The organism is Shimia aestuarii (genome assembly GCF_900114635.1).
GTDB classification, from domain to species: Bacteria; Pseudomonadota; Alphaproteobacteria; order Rhodobacterales; family Rhodobacteraceae; genus Shimia; species Shimia aestuarii.
The window spans coordinates 55346-71486 of sequence record NZ_FOTQ01000007.1 but is presented as its reverse complement, the minus strand read 5'-3'; the positions used below and the strand labels follow the sequence as shown (position 1 = coordinate 71486).

At 59.2% G+C, this 16141-nt stretch carries 15 protein-coding genes; 7 read left to right on the top strand and 8 right to left on the bottom strand.

Annotated features, from left to right (window positions below):
• Positions 1–42: 42 nt before the first annotated feature.
• The 3 genes from BMZ35_RS15540 (at position 43) to BMZ35_RS15530 (ending at position 3811) form a co-directional block, all read left to right on the top strand.
• Positions 43–1410 carry an MATE family efflux transporter gene (locus tag BMZ35_RS15540; RefSeq protein ID WP_242654825.1) on the top strand — a complete coding sequence of 456 codons (1368 nt, stop codon included), beginning with the start codon at positions 43–45 and terminating at the stop codon, positions 1408–1410.
• 142 nt (positions 1411–1552) lie between these two features.
• Positions 1553–2974, top strand: coding sequence for an amidase (locus BMZ35_RS15535; protein WP_093094789.1), 1422 nt, complete (start codon positions 1553–1555; stop codon positions 2972–2974).
• 60 nt (positions 2975–3034) lie between these two features.
• Positions 3035–3811, top strand: coding sequence for a DUF2189 domain-containing protein (locus tag BMZ35_RS15530; protein WP_093094788.1), 777 nt, complete (start codon positions 3035–3037; stop codon positions 3809–3811).
• Positions 3812–3822: 11 nt separating this feature from the next.
• Here the strand turns inward: BMZ35_RS15530 and BMZ35_RS15525 are convergent, their stop codons facing one another.
• From BMZ35_RS15525 to BMZ35_RS15515, 3 genes are all read right to left on the bottom strand, one after another.
• Positions 3823–4035 (bottom strand): hypothetical protein, encoded by a 213-nt coding sequence (locus tag BMZ35_RS15525; RefSeq protein ID WP_093094787.1) that lies wholly within the window; start codon positions 4033–4035, stop codon positions 3823–3825.
• Positions 4032–5186, bottom strand: coding sequence for an aromatic ring-hydroxylating oxygenase subunit alpha (locus BMZ35_RS15520; RefSeq protein WP_093094786.1), 1155 nt, complete (start codon positions 5184–5186; stop codon positions 4032–4034). The genes BMZ35_RS15525 and BMZ35_RS15520 overlap by 4 nt, the downstream gene beginning before the upstream one ends.
• Positions 5187–5301: 115 nt before the next feature.
• Positions 5302–6117, bottom strand: a complete 816-nt coding sequence (locus BMZ35_RS15515) for a helix-turn-helix domain-containing protein (protein ID WP_341350640.1) — start codon at positions 6115–6117, stop codon at positions 5302–5304.
• Between the two features lie 224 nt (positions 6118–6341).
• Between BMZ35_RS15515 and BMZ35_RS15510 the strand changes: the two genes are divergently transcribed.
• The gene (locus BMZ35_RS15510) at positions 6342–6716 is read left to right on the top strand and encodes a hypothetical protein (RefSeq protein ID WP_093094784.1); all 375 of its coding nucleotides are present in this window, start codon (positions 6342–6344) and stop codon (positions 6714–6716) included.
• Positions 6717–6789: 73 nt separating this feature from the next.
• On the opposite strand, the gene ilvN is transcribed toward BMZ35_RS15510, so the two are convergent.
• From ilvN to BMZ35_RS15490, 4 genes are all read right to left on the bottom strand, one after another.
• Entirely contained in the window at positions 6790–7353 is a 564-nt protein-coding gene (gene ilvN / locus BMZ35_RS15505) for an acetolactate synthase small subunit (protein WP_093094783.1), read from the bottom strand.
• A gap of 11 nt (positions 7354–7364) precedes the next feature.
• The gene (locus tag BMZ35_RS15500) at positions 7365–9119 is read right to left on the bottom strand and encodes an acetolactate synthase 3 large subunit (protein WP_093094782.1); all 1755 of its coding nucleotides are present in this window, start codon (positions 9117–9119) and stop codon (positions 7365–7367) included.
• Between the two features lie 348 nt (positions 9120–9467).
• Positions 9468–10217: a DsbA family protein gene (locus tag BMZ35_RS15495; RefSeq protein ID WP_093094781.1), complete on the bottom strand. Its 750-nt coding sequence runs from the start codon at positions 10215–10217 to the stop codon at positions 9468–9470.
• An 11-nt stretch (positions 10218–10228) separates the two neighbouring features.
• Positions 10229–11590 (bottom strand): M48 family metalloprotease, encoded by a 1362-nt coding sequence (locus BMZ35_RS15490; RefSeq protein WP_093094780.1) that lies wholly within the window; start codon positions 11588–11590, stop codon positions 10229–10231.
• A 23-nt stretch (positions 11591–11613) separates the two neighbouring features.
• Here BMZ35_RS15490 and BMZ35_RS15485 point away from each other — a divergent pair, with 23 nt between their 5' ends.
• The 3 genes from BMZ35_RS15485 to BMZ35_RS15475 all read left to right on the top strand — a co-directional run bounded on the left by BMZ35_RS15485 (position 11614) and on the right by BMZ35_RS15475 (position 14935).
• Entirely contained in the window at positions 11614–12765 is a 1152-nt protein-coding gene (locus BMZ35_RS15485) for a pyridoxal phosphate-dependent aminotransferase (protein WP_093094779.1), read from the top strand.
• A 141-nt stretch (positions 12766–12906) separates the two neighbouring features.
• Positions 12907–14127: an N-acetylmuramoyl-L-alanine amidase gene (locus BMZ35_RS15480; RefSeq protein ID WP_093094778.1), complete on the top strand. Its 1221-nt coding sequence runs from the start codon at positions 12907–12909 to the stop codon at positions 14125–14127.
• A 58-nt stretch (positions 14128–14185) separates the two neighbouring features.
• On the top strand, positions 14186–14935 hold the full coding sequence (locus BMZ35_RS15475) for a DUF1353 domain-containing protein (protein WP_093094777.1): 750 nt from the start codon (positions 14186–14188) through the stop codon (positions 14933–14935).
• Here BMZ35_RS15475 and BMZ35_RS15470 read toward each other — a convergent pair.
• Positions 14920–15837 carry a LysR substrate-binding domain-containing protein gene (locus BMZ35_RS15470; protein ID WP_093094776.1) on the bottom strand — a complete coding sequence of 306 codons (918 nt, stop codon included), beginning with the start codon at positions 15835–15837 and terminating at the stop codon, positions 14920–14922. The genes BMZ35_RS15475 and BMZ35_RS15470 overlap by 16 nt on opposite strands.
• Between the last annotated feature and the right edge of the window lie 304 nt (positions 15838–16141).

Genomic DNA, 16141 nt, shown 5'->3' with positions numbered 1-16141 from the left:
ATGTGGCTTGCCCCGGTACCGCATCGGGCCTAAGCCTTGGGGATGACACGCGAGCAGATGGCATATTCGGATCATTGGCGATCCTTGATGAGGCTGGGTATTCCCCTGATCGGGGGGCATGTGGCGCAGTTCTCGATCGGTTTGACCGACACGGTCATGCTGGGGTGGTATTCGGTCGAGGCATTGGCGTCGGTGGTTCTGGGTGGGACCTTCTTCTTTGTCATTTTCCTTTTCGGGTCGGGCTTTGCCATCGCGGTGATGCCGCTTGTGGCCGAGGCGGATGCTTCGGGGGATGAAGTGACGCTGCGCCGTGTCACGCGGATGGGGCTATGGCTGTCCGTTCTGTTCGGAATGGCCTTCTTGCCGCTGTTCATCTGGTCAGGCGGCATTCTTGAAGCGCTGGGGCAGGACCCGGAAGTTGCGCAATTGGCCCAGATGTACCTCAGGATCGCCGGGCTGGGTCTCTTGCCGGCATTGCTGGTGATGGTACTGAAAAGCTACCTTGCGGCGCTGGAACGCACGCGGGTGGTGTTTTGGGTCACGGTGGCGGCGGTGCCTGCGAATGCGCTGGTGAACTATCTGTTGATCTTCGGCAATTGGGGGTTTCCCGAACTGGGGGTCGAGGGGGCGGCCATTGCCTCGCTGGTGACGCAAGCTGTGTCGCTGGCTGGTGTTGTGGTCTATTGTGCGTTGACCATGTCGCAACACGATCTTTTTCGGCGTGTGTGGCGCCCCGATTGGGAGGCCTTTGGACGCGTGTTCCGGCTTGGTGTTCCTATCGGCCTGACCAACCTGTCGGAGGTGGGGTTGTTTGCGGCTTCGTCGTTGATGATGGGGTGGCTGGGGACGGTGCAACTCGCCGCGCATGGCATCGCGCTGCAACTGGCCAGCCTAGCTTTCATGGTTCATCTGGGTCTGTCCAGTGCCGCCACGGTGCGGGTGGGAAACGCCATGGGACGCAAAGATGCGGAACACATGGCGCGGGGCGCACGGGTTGCGGTCGGAGCGTCTTTGATTACGTCGCTGGTGACTGTGACGCTGTTCCTGACGATTCCCGAATTTCTGCTGAGCCTGTTCCTTGATCCGAACGAACCCCAAAGGGAGGCCATCCTGGCGGCCGGCGTTGTGTTGCTTTACGTGGCGGCGCTTTTCCAGGTGATGGACGGGATGCAGGTCATGGCGCTGGGCTTGCTACGCGGGGTGCAGGACACACGGGGACCTATGATCATCGCTGCAATCAGCTATTGGGTGATTGGCGTGCCGAGTGGCTATGCGCTCGGCTTTGCGCTGAGTCTCGGGGGTGTTGGCGTATGGAGCGGGTTGGTGATCGGACTGACCTTTGCGTCGGCCCTGTTGATGTGGCGCTTCTGGGGACCTTGTTTGCGGAGGCTGCGTCAGCGTTTTGCCTGAGGATGTCAGGGGGCGCTGCCCCCAGCCTTGAAACCGCACAAGGTTTCCAAGGCTACCCCCGTGGTATTTGGGACCATTGAGAAAAGTTGGTTTGTGTGCCGAAGCTGACGCGATAGCGTTCTGCCGAGCGAGGGAGGAAGCCATGGGAACCATACTGGATCAGGACGCAGGAGAAATTCTTGCGGCATTGAGGTCGGGGGGCGTTACGGCAGAGACGCTGATGGCCCAAACGCTGGAACGGATCTCAATCCGAAACGGGGCAGTGAATGCAATCGTTGATCTGCGCGACCCGAACAGTTTGATGGCGGAAGCGCGCGACGCGGATGCGGCTGAAGTCAAGGGGGCATTGCACGGGCTGCCGATCGCTGTAAAGGCGTTGGCGGATGTCAAAGGCACGCGTAACACGCAAGGCTCACCACTTTTTGCGGAGCATCTGTCGGAAAAAGACAGTGCTTTCGTGGCCGCGATGCGTGCGGAGGGCGCGATTTTCATCGGCAAGACCAATGTCCCGGAATTTGGTCTGGGCAGTCACAGCTACAACCCGGTGCATGGCGTAACACGCAACCCATATGCATTGGATCGTACGGCGGGCGGGTCGTCTGGCGGGGCGGGGGCCGCATTGGCGACGGGGATGGTGGCCCTGGCGGATGGCAGCGACATGATGGGCAGCCTGCGCAATCCGGCGGCCTGGAACAACGTCTACGGGTTCCGCCCCAGTTGGGGAGTGGTGCCGCGTGAAGCGGGTAGCGAGAGTTTCTGGCAGCAATTGTCCACGATTGGACCCATGGCGCGCAGCCCGCGCGACGTCGCGCTGTTGCTGTCGGCGATGGCGCGTTTCGAGCCGCGTGTGCCGTTCAACATGCCGCTGCAGAACTGGACCCTGCCCGAAAAGTGCAGCACCGCGGGCAAGCGGATTGGCTGGCTTGGGGATTGGGGCGGTGCCATGCCGATGGAGCCGGGGATCGTGGACCTGTGTCGGGAAGGGCTGCAATGTCTCGAGGTCTTGGGCGCCGAGGTTGTGGCGCTGGCGCCCCCGTTTGATGCCGAAGACATCTTTTGGGCCTGGACGGATTTGCGCAGCTTTGCCCTTGCCGGAGAGTTGGCGTCGTTATTTGACGATCCTGTTGCACGACAGCGTCTGAAACCGGAGGCGCAATGGGAAGTCGAGCGGGGGCTCGTCATGGACGCACGCGCCTTGCACAGGGCGAATGCCGTGCGGGCGGCGTGGTTTGCGCGGGCCGCCGGGCTGTTTGAGCAATATGACGTTCTGGCGCTCCCGGTGGCGCAGTGCTGGCCTTTCCCGGTGGATTGGGAATGGCCAAGCGAGATCAATGGTGTGGCGATGGATACCTATCATCGCTGGATGCAGGTCATGGTGCCGGTCAGCCTTTTGGGGCTGCCCGCGATCAGCGTGCCTGTCGGGTTCAACGATCAAGGTTTGCCGATGGGCGTGCAGCTGATCGGGGCGAAGGGGAGCGACACCGCGCTCCTCGAAGTGGCACAGGCCTATCACGAGGCAACGTTCTGGCCGCAAAAATATCCGCCAAACATTCACGAAGGTTGATTTGTACCGGGAATCCCTGTCTCTTGGTCGCTACGCGCAGACATGCAGAGGGAGGAATGCATGCCGAAGGCACCAAAACAGGGTGTACCCGAACTGGGTGCAGTGACAGGCGCAATGCTGCGTGAGGCACTGCTCAGAGGGTGGAAGGATTTCAAGGTCAAGCCGGGCTACGGGATTGCTTTTGCGCTGTTTTATGTCATCGCGGGTTGGTTCATGGCGTGGATTACCGTGGCGACTGGGCAGAGTTATTGGTTGGTTTTTGCCGCGATCGGGTTCCCATTGATCGGCCCCTTTGCCGCCGTCGGCCTATATGAGGTGTCGCGCCGTCTGGAACGGGGTGAGGCGATGGACTGGTACGCGATATTCGGTGTGATCGGACGGCAGAGCAAACGACAATTGCCGTCGATCTGTGCGGTGATCATTATCGTTTTCCTGTTCTGGTTCTTTCTAGCTCACATGATCTTTGCCCTGTTCCTTGGGTTGTCGACCATGACCAATGTGTCGAGCTCTTACGAGGTCTATCTTTCTGGAAGCGGTCTTCAGATGTTGGCGTTCGGTACGGTGGTAGGGGCCGCGTTTGCGCTGTTGCTGTACATGATCACGGTGATTTCTCTGCCATTGTTGCTGGATCGTGAGGTCGATTTCGTCACGGCCATGATCACCTCGTTTCAGGCGGTGCAGGCGAATTTCGTGATCATGATCGTCTGGGCCATGATCATTTCCGGGTTGACATTTGTCGCGATGGTCCCCGCCTTTCTGGGATTGCTGGTAGTGTTGCCGCTATTGGGGCACGCCACTTGGCACCTTTATTCCCTGATGCAGCACGAAGCGGAGTAGGGCGGGCTGATCTAATCCTCCCGCCCCATGGCCTTGAGGCGTGCACGTAAATCGGCTGCATCGGGGTGGTCGCTCTCCAACGCAAAGACGTAGGCGTGAGTCAGGTAGAACCCGCGCGCGATGTCATCACTGGCAGCCTCAGCGGCCTGAGAATAAAGAGTTACCAGCGCCGACCGGTCATTGTCGGCATGCGCCGCGAGCAGGCGCTGATCGAGGTCTCTCATTCGGTGGCGACGGCGCGATGGGCTTCAATTCGACCGGCGACCCAATCATGGAAGCAATGCGTTGGGCCATCCATTGCGGGAGAGAAGCGTCCGCCGTCAAAGCCGATAGCGTGGCGCCCCTTCTGCATGCTTTCCACAGCCATGATGTCCTCCTCGAACACGACATACCACTGCTCCGCGTTCTTTTTTCGAAGGCTATCGGAAACATCCGGTTGAGCGTAGTAGATATGTGCTGTTTCGATGGTGCGGTCGACTGACTCTGGGCGCAAGACGATGGCGAACATGTGATCTCGCTGCACTCCGACCATAACGTTGGGCAGGAAGGTTAGGTATTCGCCAGCAGTATCCCACTTTTGGGACAGACCCGGAAAATCTGGAAAGCGGGTTCCGTCTTCATCTTCGATCTGGCGATACACATGTGTGCCCTGACCCGAGAACAGACCGGGTTCCATGATATGGTAGTGATCTTCGAGTCGGGAATAGCTGTTCAGGCCGGGATGCACCCATGGCAGGTGGTAGCTCTCGCAGTAGTTTTCCACGACCAGCTTCCAGTTGGTTTTGAGATCAAAGCGGATAATGCTGTCTTTGCCGCCGTGGTAGACCGGGCCAGAAAATTCGGACCAACGTTCTAGAAGCTGCGCGTGCATATCTTCGAAAGCAGGCGCCTCGCCAGAGATGTTGACAAATACGACGTCGTTCCAGATGTGGCTGCGGACTTCGAGAAGACCGAGATCATCCTTAATAATGGACTCGTGCGTGTTGAAACCGGGGCCGCCGACATGGGGGGTGCTGACCAAACGCCCGTCCGTACTGTAGCACCAGGAGTGGTAGGGGCAGCGGATCGCGCCCTCGATCTTGCGTGGTTCCTCGATCAAGATCATGCCACGGTGGCGGCAGACGTTCTGGAAGACGCGCACTTTGCCAGAACGGTCGCGGATCATGACGAGCGGCATGCCGAGAAAGTTGACCGGAACGGCGTCGCCGATCTCCGGGACCTCGTGAGCGACGCCTAGCCCCGACCAAGTCGAGAAGAAAAGCGCTTGCTTTTCTTCATCAAAAATCGCGGGGTCGGTGTAATGCGCGTTGGAAAGCCCATTGGCGGTTTCCACGGGGCGGCGGACGGCGGCAAGGTCAGACGGGGTTGTCGTCATGGCGAATCTCCGTTTCGGTGTCTTGATGAAGGTAGTCCCCGTCTTGGGACACGGGATTGCCAGTTCGCGACATGGAAGGCCATGGAGTACGACATGAACCCGAGTCCGGGCCCTTTCAGCTGAACTGTCGATCCAATTGCAAGAGTTTGCGATGGTAAGGCATCAACTCTTCCGGGCTGCAAAAACCGACAGAGCGTGCGGCCTGAAGCACCGATGCGGTATCCTTGCCAAGATGTTCATATACCAGACGGGCAGCGCGGCATCCGGTTACGGTTTCACGTACGGTGCGGGTGGCATAGCCGATCCAGTAGTGGTTCTGGAACGAGGCAACACGGCTGAGATAGTTGAAGGAGGTCGCCATAGTGCGGGCATGGCTTACCAGAGCGGCGACGCCGTCTTCCTGGGGAAGAATCACGCCGCGGAATTCACGCGTGGCGCTGTCGGTGGGCAGGCCTTGCTCCTGCATGGCTTCCTTGGCTTCATAGCCGCGGATGAACGTGTGGTCGTCCTTGCGAAAAACATAGACGAGGCCAACAATGATCAGTTCCTGTTCAATGAAACTGCGCCGGGAAAAACGATAAAACCCATCCGGAAAGACGTCCTGCGGGATGTCGGTCATTCCGGTGCCGACATAGTCAGCAATCAATGGGTGGTTGAGTACTCCTTTTTCGACATTGAGGTCTTCGAGCGGTTCAAGAAGGATACGGGCGTCGACGTCGAAGAAGGTACATATGCGGTGCAGAACGTCGGGTCTTGGGAAGCTTTCGCTGGACAGGTAACGATTGAATTGCGTTCGGTTGATTCCAAGCTCTCTGCATAATCGGGATACAGATGGATAGCCGCGCGCGAGAATCCGCAGGTTCTGCCCAAGCATCTGGCGCAGTTCCGCTGGCGATTTCTGCGGACGTAAGGAAGAAGTTCCGTCGTTCAATTCACCCTCCGGTTGGTTTCTTCATGGTACATTCTACCATTTGCTGCTTGTATTTAGTTATCACATTTGAAGGTGATGCGATTTAGCATCAACTTGACGCATAGTGGCATCAGGTATGCTTCAAGTCGACACAATTTTGCGGACACAGACGCGGAAATTTCAATGTCACCCTCCAGCTTCTTTTGTGAAACTCAGACAAGAGGCGAAAAGGAGTTAGAACTCAAATGCTTGGCGTGGTGCTCTGGAGTGATACGAATGACAACAAAGCCGTAATCTGGTGCGAGGATCACGGAGATTTGGCGTTTTTCAATGGTGGGTCCGAGCAACCTGACGCTCTATTGGGACTCGATGCAGGTGATCTGGTGCAGTTCGAGCTCAGTGAAGAGCGTCATCAGCGTTATGCCAAGAATCCGCGCCCCGTAATGCATGGCGCGTATTCAGGACTCTCCGATACGTTGTGCGCGCAGACACCGGACAAGGTGATCGAACGCCGACCCGCCGGCAGGCAGGCAACTCGTGCGGGCTTCGAAACGGGTGACGTTATTTCCTTTGCTGCCGCCAGAGCGCGCCAATCAGATCGCACGCTGGAGCTGGTCTGAGTCAGGATTGTTCATCTCCGGACAAAAAAGGGGGCCGTGAGGCCCCCAATTTCAGTGTGCTGTCGGCCGAGCCTTAGGCCGAGCCGCGCGACAAGGCCGCGACGCCGGTCCGCGCCACCTCGATGAGCCCGAGCGGGCGCATCAGGTCAGCGAATGCATCGATCTTTTCCGGAGCCCCGGTGATTTCGAAGACAAAGCTTTCCAGCGTGCTGTCCACGACATTTGCACGGAAGATATCGGCCAAACGCAGTGCCTCGACCCGCTTGTCTCCTGCGCCGGAAACCTTGAACAGGCCCAGTTCACGTTCAACCGAAGGGCCCTCAACGGTCAAGTCGTTGACCTGATGCACCGGCACGATGCGACCCAGCTGGGTTTTGATCTGCTCGATGACCTGCGGCGTGCCTTTGGTGACAACGGTAATACGTGACTGGTGCCCGGTGTGGTCGATCTCGGCCACGGTCAGGCTTTCGATGTTGTATCCCCGGCCCGAGAACAGGCCGATGACGCGGGCGAGCACGCCCGGTTCGTTGTCCACCACGACGGCGAGCGTGTGGGTTTCCTGCACGTCCGAGAAATTGGGGCGCAGGTTGTAGGCGGAATGCTTGGTCGAGCCTTTTTTGATTTTTAGAGCAGCCATCTTTCTTATCCTTACACCAGAACCGCGCCGCCGGCTTCGATCGCACCTTGCGTCGAAGCTTCGCCCAGAAGCATTTCATTATGTGGCTTGCCCGATGGGATCATCGGGAAGCAATTTTCGTGCTTTTCGACGAGGCAATCGAAGATCACCGGGCCGTCGTGGTTGATCATTTCGAGGATCGCGTCATCCAGATCATCGGGGTTGTCACAGTAGATACCCTTGGCGCCAAAGGCTTCGGCGAGCTTCACAAAGTCGGGCAGGGCCTCGGACCAGGAATGCGAGTAGCGTTCACCATGCAGCAATTCCTGCCACTGGCGGACCATGCCAAGGCGCTCGTTGTTGAGAATGAACTGTTTCACTGGCAGGCGGAACTGAACTGCGGTGCCCATTTCCTGCATGTTCATCAGCCAGCTGGCTTCGCCCGCCACGTTGATCACGAGGCTTTCGGGATGGGCCATCTGCACGCCAATCGACGCCGGGAAACCATAGCCCATGGTGCCAAGGCCACCGGAAGTCATCCAGCGGTTCGGGTCTTCGAAGCCAAGGAACTGGGCGGCCCACATCTGGTGCTGGCCGACCTCGGTGGTGATGTAACGGTCTTTGTCCTTGGTCAGGGCTTCGAGACGCTGGAGGGCATATTGCGGTTTGATCACCTTGCCTTCCTGCTTAAAGTGCAGGCAGTCCACTTTGCGCCATTCGTCGATCTGTTTCTGCCACTTGGTGATGCCGTCGCGGTTGAGATTGCGCCCGCGCGCCTTCCAGACCTTGAGAATATCGTCGAGAACGCTGGCCACGTCGCCCACGATCGGAATGTCGGTCTTGATTACCTTGTTGATTGACGAAGGATCAATGTCGATATGCGCCTTTTTGGACTTTGGCGAGAACGCGTCGATCAGACCGGTGATACGGTCGTCGAAACGTGCACCAACGTTGATCATCAGGTCACAACCGTGCATTGCCATGTTGGCCTCGTAGAGACCATGCATGCCGAGCATACCCAGCCAGTGCTTGCCTGAGGCCGGGTATGCGCCCAGACCCATCAGGGTCGAGGTGATCGGAATGCCCGTGGCTTCGACCAGTTCGCGCAACAGTTCGGAGGCCTTGGGGCCGGAGTTGATGACGCCGCCACCTGTGTAGAAGACAGGGCGCTCCGCAGTCTCGAGCGCTTCGACCAGTTCGTTGATCATCTCGATGTCGCCCCGGATCTGAGGCTGGTAGTTGGAAGTGTTGGTGGCCTGCGGTGCCGTGTATGTGGCCGAGGCGAACTGCACGTCCTTGGGGATGTCGACAAGCACCGGACCGGGACGGCCCGAGCGCGCAACGTGGAAAGCCTGATGGATCGTCTCCGACAGGGTCGCGGTGTCCTTGGCCAGCCAGTTATGCTTGGTGCAGGGGCGGGTGATGCCCACGGTGTCGGCTTCCTGGAACGCATCCGAACCAATCATGAACGTCGGAACCTGACCGGAAAGCACGATGATCGGGATCGAGTCGAGCAGCGCGTCGGTCAGACCGGTCACGGCGTTGGTGGCGCCAGGACCGGAGGTCACGAGTGCAACGCCGACCTTGCCGGTCGAGCGGGCGTAACCTTCGGCGGCATGAACGGCGCCCTGTTCGTGGCGCACGAGGATGTGGCGAATATCGTTCTGCTGGAAGATTTCGTCATAGATCGGCAGGACAGCCCCGCCGGGATATCCGAATACCGTGTCCACACCCTGATCCTTGAGGGCTTGGACTACCATTCTCGCTCCGGTCATCTGACGTGCCATCTGTCTCTCCGTTTACACCGTCATCATTTCATTCACACAAAAAAGCCCCCGATCATCTGACGGGGGCGCATGGGGTTCCAATATGGTGTCCGTTACCGGCCCATGCGCCAACATCCTACGACTACGACTAGCGATTGCATCGTCTGGTTTCCCTTTTGCGTTCGAAGCGGACCTTATTTGCGCCGCGTCGCGGCGTCAACCGCGAATGGGGCAGAAAATGTGTCTTGAGGTGATGTTTTTCTTTCCGATTATTGCGCAAATACCCGGTTTGGCGGACATATGCGCAAAAGCGGGGCGGCGAAATAGGTGCTGCGCGCAAAAATTCAGGCGCAGCACCGTTTTGCAAAGTCACTTGGCGCGTTTTTCGTCCACCAGCGCCAGCATGTTGTCCAGCGGCAAGTAGCCGCGCAGGAGTTGGTCCTGAAGAACGAACGTTGGCGTGCCCGAAATCTGCAGCTTTTGCGCCAGCGCCCGTGTCTGGCGGATTTCCTCTGTCACTTCGGCACTGTCCATGGCCGCAAGCAGGGGCGCGGCTTCGAAGCCGAGGCTTTCTGAAATGCGGGTGAGCGAGCCGGCGTTGATGTCTCCCTTGAAGGTGATCAGCGCGTTGTGTGCGAGTTTGTACTCGTCATCCCCAAGAGTGTTTTTTACGGCGATCGCATATCGCGAGCTGAGCACGGAAGCTTCTCCGAGGATCGGAAACTCCTTGACGATCATGCGGATATTTCCGTCGGTCTCGATCAACTGTTCGACCTCGTCGAAAGCCTTTCGGCAGTAGCCGCAGCGGTAATCGATGAACTCGACAAGCGTTACGTCGCCTTCAGGATTTCCGCCAACCCAAGAGAAACCGTCGTTGAAAATTGCGTCGGCATTGACCTGAACCAGCGCCAGATCATGCGCGGCCTCTGCGGCGGCATTTCGTTTTTCAAGAAGCTCGACCGCCTCCATGATCACTTCGGGATTATCCAGAAGATAAGCCCGGATTTCGGCGCGAAAGGCCGCGCGTTCGTCCTTGGACATGGAATCGATGTCAAAAGCCAAGGCTGGCGACGCCGCAAGGCCAAGGGCGAGAAACGAGGTTGAAAGGAAGCGTTTCATGAGTGTCTCCGTCACTTTTGGGCGGCACGCTTGGCGGCCACGATGATGTCTTCTGCACGCCGCCATGGGCCAGACCCGCGCGGTAGCAGGCCGCTGGCGCGTTTGGCATGGATGGCGGCATCCTTGAGTCGCCCTTGCAGGGCATAGCGTTCGGCAGTGGACAATGAGGCCATGCCATTGTTACCGACCTGGGCGTAGGCAGAGCCAAGGTCGCGTAGAATGCGGGGATCGCGAAAGTCGCGCTGTCGGGCCTTTTCCAGGTGTTTCAAAGCCTCTTTCGGGCGATTGACTGTCAGAAGGGCGCGGCCCAGCCCGCCAAGGATCAGCGGGTTTCCCGGCGCCAGTTCGGCGGCGCGAGAGTAAGCCTTGACCGCGTCATTGAACTGGCGGCCTTCAAGCAGGATTTGCCCCTTGAGATCGTAGTAGTAGGCGTCGTTCGGACGCTGTGCGATGGCCCGGTCGATACGGTTCAGAGCTGTTGTGCGGTCGGACAGGCGATGATACGCAACCGCTTCGCGCATCAGCCGAACGTCGTCGGCTTTGCTCTCTGCGGCGCGTTTCAGGGTCCAATTCGGCGGGTTGGTGAAGGCCGTGACCTTGCCGCGCGCGCGCTCGTACCAGTATTCCATTTCCGGCTGAGGCGCCGATTTGCCCGAATAGGCGGAGACGAATCTCTGCATGGCGCGCATCCTGTCACGGGTGAGGGGATGCGAGCGGGTATAAGGATCTTGGCGCGACACGGTGAGCAGCTCTTGCCCGGCAAATACCTCGTGTACCTGCACGGCGCCCAAGGGGTCGATCCCCGCTGCAGCCATGTAGCGAACACCGGATTGATCCGCCGAGGCCTCCTCCGCGCGCGAATGGGCGAGGAATTGCCGTTCGGCTGCCGACTGCACCCCAAGGGCGAGGCCGCCTGCGACGTCGCCACGCCCGCTTGCCGCTGCGGCGACAAGCGCCAGCGCCATGCCAAGTCCCGCAAGTGACCGGGCAGAATCGATGTTAGCCATGCGCCGCGCGATATGTCCGTTCGCGATATGGGCCGCCTCGTGGGCAATGACGGCCTGTAGTTTTTCCGGCGTGTCCATCTTGGAAATCATGCCGGTGTGAATGAAGATGTGCTGAGAATCGATCACGAAGGCGTTGAGAGAGCGGTCATTGATCAGCAGGATACGTACGTTTCCGCCCAAGCCCGATGCGGTCAGGAGAGGGGCGGCCATGCGCGACAAGGCGTGTTCAATGTCGGCGTCCCGCACCAATGACGCGGCGCGCGCAGGCAGGCTTGTCCAGACAAACGCAAGGCACGCCACCAAGCAGGCGGCGAGCAGTCGGAAAGCATGGATTGACGACGCCGTCTTTTCGCGGTGAAACCTCATGGGCGACAATAGGGACGAATTTGATGCGGAACTCAAGGCGTGGGGCGGTTGATCCCTTCATTGTGATGGATGTCATGGAAGCGGCGCGGCAAGCCGAGGCGGAGGGGCGCCACATCATCCATATGGAAGTGGGCCAACCGGGCACGGCTGCACCCGAAGGTGCGCGACGCGCGTTGGCCCAGGCGATGGAAACGGATGCCCTGGGATATACCGTGGCTTTGGGTATCCCCGAACTGCGGGCGCGAATCGCGCGGCTTTACGGGGATTGGTATAATGTCGATCTGAACCCCGCCCGGGTGATTGTCACGCCGGGGTCATCTGGGGCGTTCCTGCTGGCGTTCACGGCGCTTTTTGACGCAGGGGACCGGGTGGCGATCGGAGCGCCGGGATATCCGAGCTACCGGCAGATCCTCAAAGCGCTGTCGCTGACACCCCTGGATATTCAGACCGCCAATGAGAACCGTTTGCAGCCGGTTCCGGGAGACCTTTCGGAACTGGATTTCGAGGGGCTGATGGTGGCGTCGCCAGCGAATCCGACGGGCACGATGCTGGACAAGCGGGCGATGGAGGCGTTGATCGACCTGTGCGCGGAAAAGCAAGCCGCGTTTATCAGTGACGAAATCTACCACGGCATCGAATACGAGGCCAAGGCTGTGACGGCGCTGGAAATTACGGAAGAGGCCTATGTCATCAACTCATTTTCGAAATATTTCAGCATGACCGGATGGCGTGCGGGTTGGATGGTGGTGCCCGAAGATCACGTGCGGCAGGTTGAGCGACTGGCGCAGAACATGTTCATCTGTGCGCCCCATGCCAGCCAGGTGGCCGCACTTGCGGCAATGGATTGCGATGACGAACTTGAAGCCAACATGGCCGTCTATCGTGAAAACCGCGCGCTGATGATCGACGGGTTGCCGAAGGCAGGGTTCACGCGGTTCGCGCCGCCGGATGGTGCGTTCTATTTCTATGTCGACGTCAGCGCCTTCACACAAGACAGCCGGGCCTTCGCGCGCGAAATCCTTCAGGAAGCTGGTGTTGCGGTGACTCCCGGTTTGGATTTCGACCCCATTCGCGGGCACCAAACCTTGAGGTTTTCCTATGCGCGCTCAAGCGCGGATATCGCGGAAGGATTGACGCGGTTGCAGCGTTTCATGGCGGCGCGCGGTTTTGTCTGATGTCGGGGCAGGGGGCGCAGCCCCCTCGTTTGAAAATGCGGGGACTTTCAAACGTCACCCCCGGAGTATTTTTGGCAAAATGAAGAGTGGGCCGGGGTCGTGCGGTGATATAGGGTGCGGCATGGCAGCCGGGTGAGGGCAATGAGCAGGTTTTTGGCAGTTCTGGTGACATTGGTCTGGGCCAGTGTGGCGGCGACACAGGAGTTTTCCGCACTGGCGCGACCCGATATGGTCAAAAGCGGTCTGCGTGAAGGGTGGCGCGGGGCCGTTACGCTGGATCTGGCCCTGAGCCAGGGGGTGCCTTGGCGGGTGTTTCAACTGGATGAGCCTCGCCGTCTGGTCATGGATTTCCGCGAGATCGACTGGAGTGGTGTCAAGGCGGCGGATTTCGGTGCGGTTGAAGGCGTGGAAGCGGTGCGCTTCGGCCTCTATCGTCCCGGGTGGAGTCGGTTGGTACTCGATCTCGGAAAGCCGTTGATGGTGTCGGAGGCGGGGCTGGACGTGGACGAGGCTAGCGGGCGGGCGCATTTGGTGGTTACATTGAAGCCTGTCGGACCGCTGGATTACGCGGCCGCGGCCGGGGCGCCTCATGATCCGCGTTGGGATTTACCCGAACCAACCAATGTGAAGTCCGCGCGGCCCGAGCGCCCGCAATGGGCGCCGACTGTCGTGGTCATCGACCCGGGACATGGCGGGATCGACCCAGGTGCGGAGCGGGACGGGGATCAGGAAAAGGCGCTGATGCTCGGATTCGCGCGTGAATTGCGCGACACTTTGCGCCGGGCGGGCGGTTTCGAAGTGATTTTGACACGGGATGCGGATGAATTCGTGTCGCTTGAGCGGCGGGTGGCGATCGCGCATCAGGCGGGGGCAGATGTTTTCATCTCGCTGCACGCGGATTCTCTCAGCCAGGGAAATGCGCACGGTGCTACGGTCTATACCTTGTCCGAGGAGGCAAGTGATGCGGCTTCGGCGATCTTGGCCGAACGGCATGACCGGGCGGACATCCTTTCCGGGGTGGATCTTTCGGGCGCTGATGACGAGGTGACAGACATCCTTCTGGACCTTGCGCGCATGGAGACACAGCCTCGCACACAGCGTCTGGCGCAGGAAATGGTCAAGGCCATGAAGCAGTCGACAGGCGCACTCAATCGCAAGCCGCACCGGGAAGCGGCATTTTCGGTGCTCAAGGCGGCGGATATTCCGTCGATCCTGATCGAACTGGGCTTTCTTTCTTCGCAGAAAGACCTTGCCAATCTACGAGACCCTGGCTGGCGTGCCGCCATGGCGGCGGGAATCCGGGACGGGTTGCAGGCTTGGGTAATCGCGGACAAGGCGGCGAAAGCGCTTGTACGGCAGTAACGATTGACCCGAAGCCGTCTGCCCGGCCAGTCTGATCCTGTATTTCGGGATGGTCGTAATGGTTCGTTGGACTTTTCTTCTTGGTATTCTTGCTGCGGGCGGATGTGCCCATGTCGACTATGACAATGTCAAGCGGGGCGAGTTTTCGGGGTCTGTCTACCTGCTGTGGGTTGGGCCTGCGGACACGGCGTTACTGGGAGATGGGCGGTTTCTCTATGTGCCGCGTGCGGGCGATGCACTGACTTTCAAACGGAGTTTGGATGCCAATCCTTCCGAAGGCAGCGCGGTGATCGTGCCAGAAGCGTTTTTCACTGATGGCGGGTCCATTCCCCGCGCTGTGCAGGCGATGCCGGGGTTCAATGCCTGGGGATTCGGGCCGGCATTTGTCATTCATGACTGGGTGTTCGTCGCGCGCAAATGCATGAGTGACGAGTTTCATTTCGGCGTGGACCTTGCGACGCCCGAGATGGAGAAGCTTGCGAAGATGACTTTCCGCGAGAGTGCGCAGGTGATGGCCGAGACGATCAAGACACTAGTCAGCGATCACGATGTATCAGGGGGAGACACCGTGTCCGGCCCGGTGATAAGTTCCTTCACGGCCGGTCCTGTGTCGCATCGGCTCTGGACCGAGGTGGGAGCCTGTCACGATGGAGAACTGACGCCGGAAGAGGATCAACTTCTTCGCTCGGTCAATGAAGACAAGGGGTTGCGCGCGGGGGCGGCGCTTGCCCGGGCCACGAAAGCCCGGCCGATGAAGATCGCAGAAGGGCTGGTGGCCTATGTCGTGGCGGATTATTCTGTCGATTGAACCGATGTTATGAACGCCCCACTCAATTCTTCAGCCCAAGCGCGGAAGGCTTTGACCTTGGGGTCGTGCCACCTGTCGGTCGGCCCGATCAGCGCATATCGACCATGGTCCGTCGGACAGGACATGTCCGGGAAGGGCAGGCATAACTGGCCGCTGCTCAGTTCCTCCTGGCATAGATAGATGTCGGCCATGACAATTCCCGCGCCCAGTGTCGCCGCTCGTACCGCCATGTCGAGATTGGGGAAGAACTCGCCCTTGTCGGTGTCCAGCGAGCCGGGGGCAAATCGGGCGGCCCAGAGCGGCCAGTCGGCGCGGTGTGCGTTGACATGAAGCAGCCTCTGAGAAGCGAGAGTTTCGGGTTTTTCAATACGCGGGTTTGCCTCAATTAGTTCGGGCGCGCAGGCCGGGCTGAGGCGCAGCGGGAAGAGTGGTTGCACCTGTAGATCAGGCGAACGACCCGGCCAGTGTTCCATGGAGACCCCAAGGTCGTATTCACCGGCGTCAAATCCGCCATCTCCATAAAAGTCAGTGGTCAGGCGCAAGCGGATATCGGGGTGCCGGGCGCGAAACCCATCGAGATGCGGAAAAAGCCAGCGGATCGAAAGCGTCGGCGGGCAGATGATACGCAGTTCGTTTGCTTGTGCCGTGATCCGCCGGGTCTCGGCGGCGATGGCACCAAAGGACTGGGCCAGCACTTTTTGCAGGGCGGCACCGGCTTCAGTGAGGTCGACGCCCTGATGGTGGCGGCGAAAAAGGGATACGCCGAGATTTTGTTCAAGCAGTTTCACATGTCGGCTTATGGCGCCGCGGGTGACGTGAAGTTCGTCGGCAGCGGCTATGAAACCGTTGTGACGGGCGGCGGCTTCAAAGGCACGCAGGGCGTTGAGAGGTGGAAGGCGCATGATGCACTTGGATTAGGAAAGCTGATCCAGTCTAGGCGATAAAGTGGTTTGTCGGCAAGAGTGCAGCCTTGGTAAGAAAGACCAAGGGTCAATCCGTGTGGGAGATTTTGATGGCTAATATTGAGCATTACAAACGGTTTGAGTGTTGGGCTGGTCAGGTTTCTCTGTGGAAATGGGTTAGGATACTCCCGTCTTTGGGTCAGTTTTTTAGACGTGAAGGCGGTTCAGAAACGGCGATACAGCGAGTGGCCGAGACATCGCCGCATTTATTGGTCGACTTGGGATTCAGGCGGGACCCCGCGCG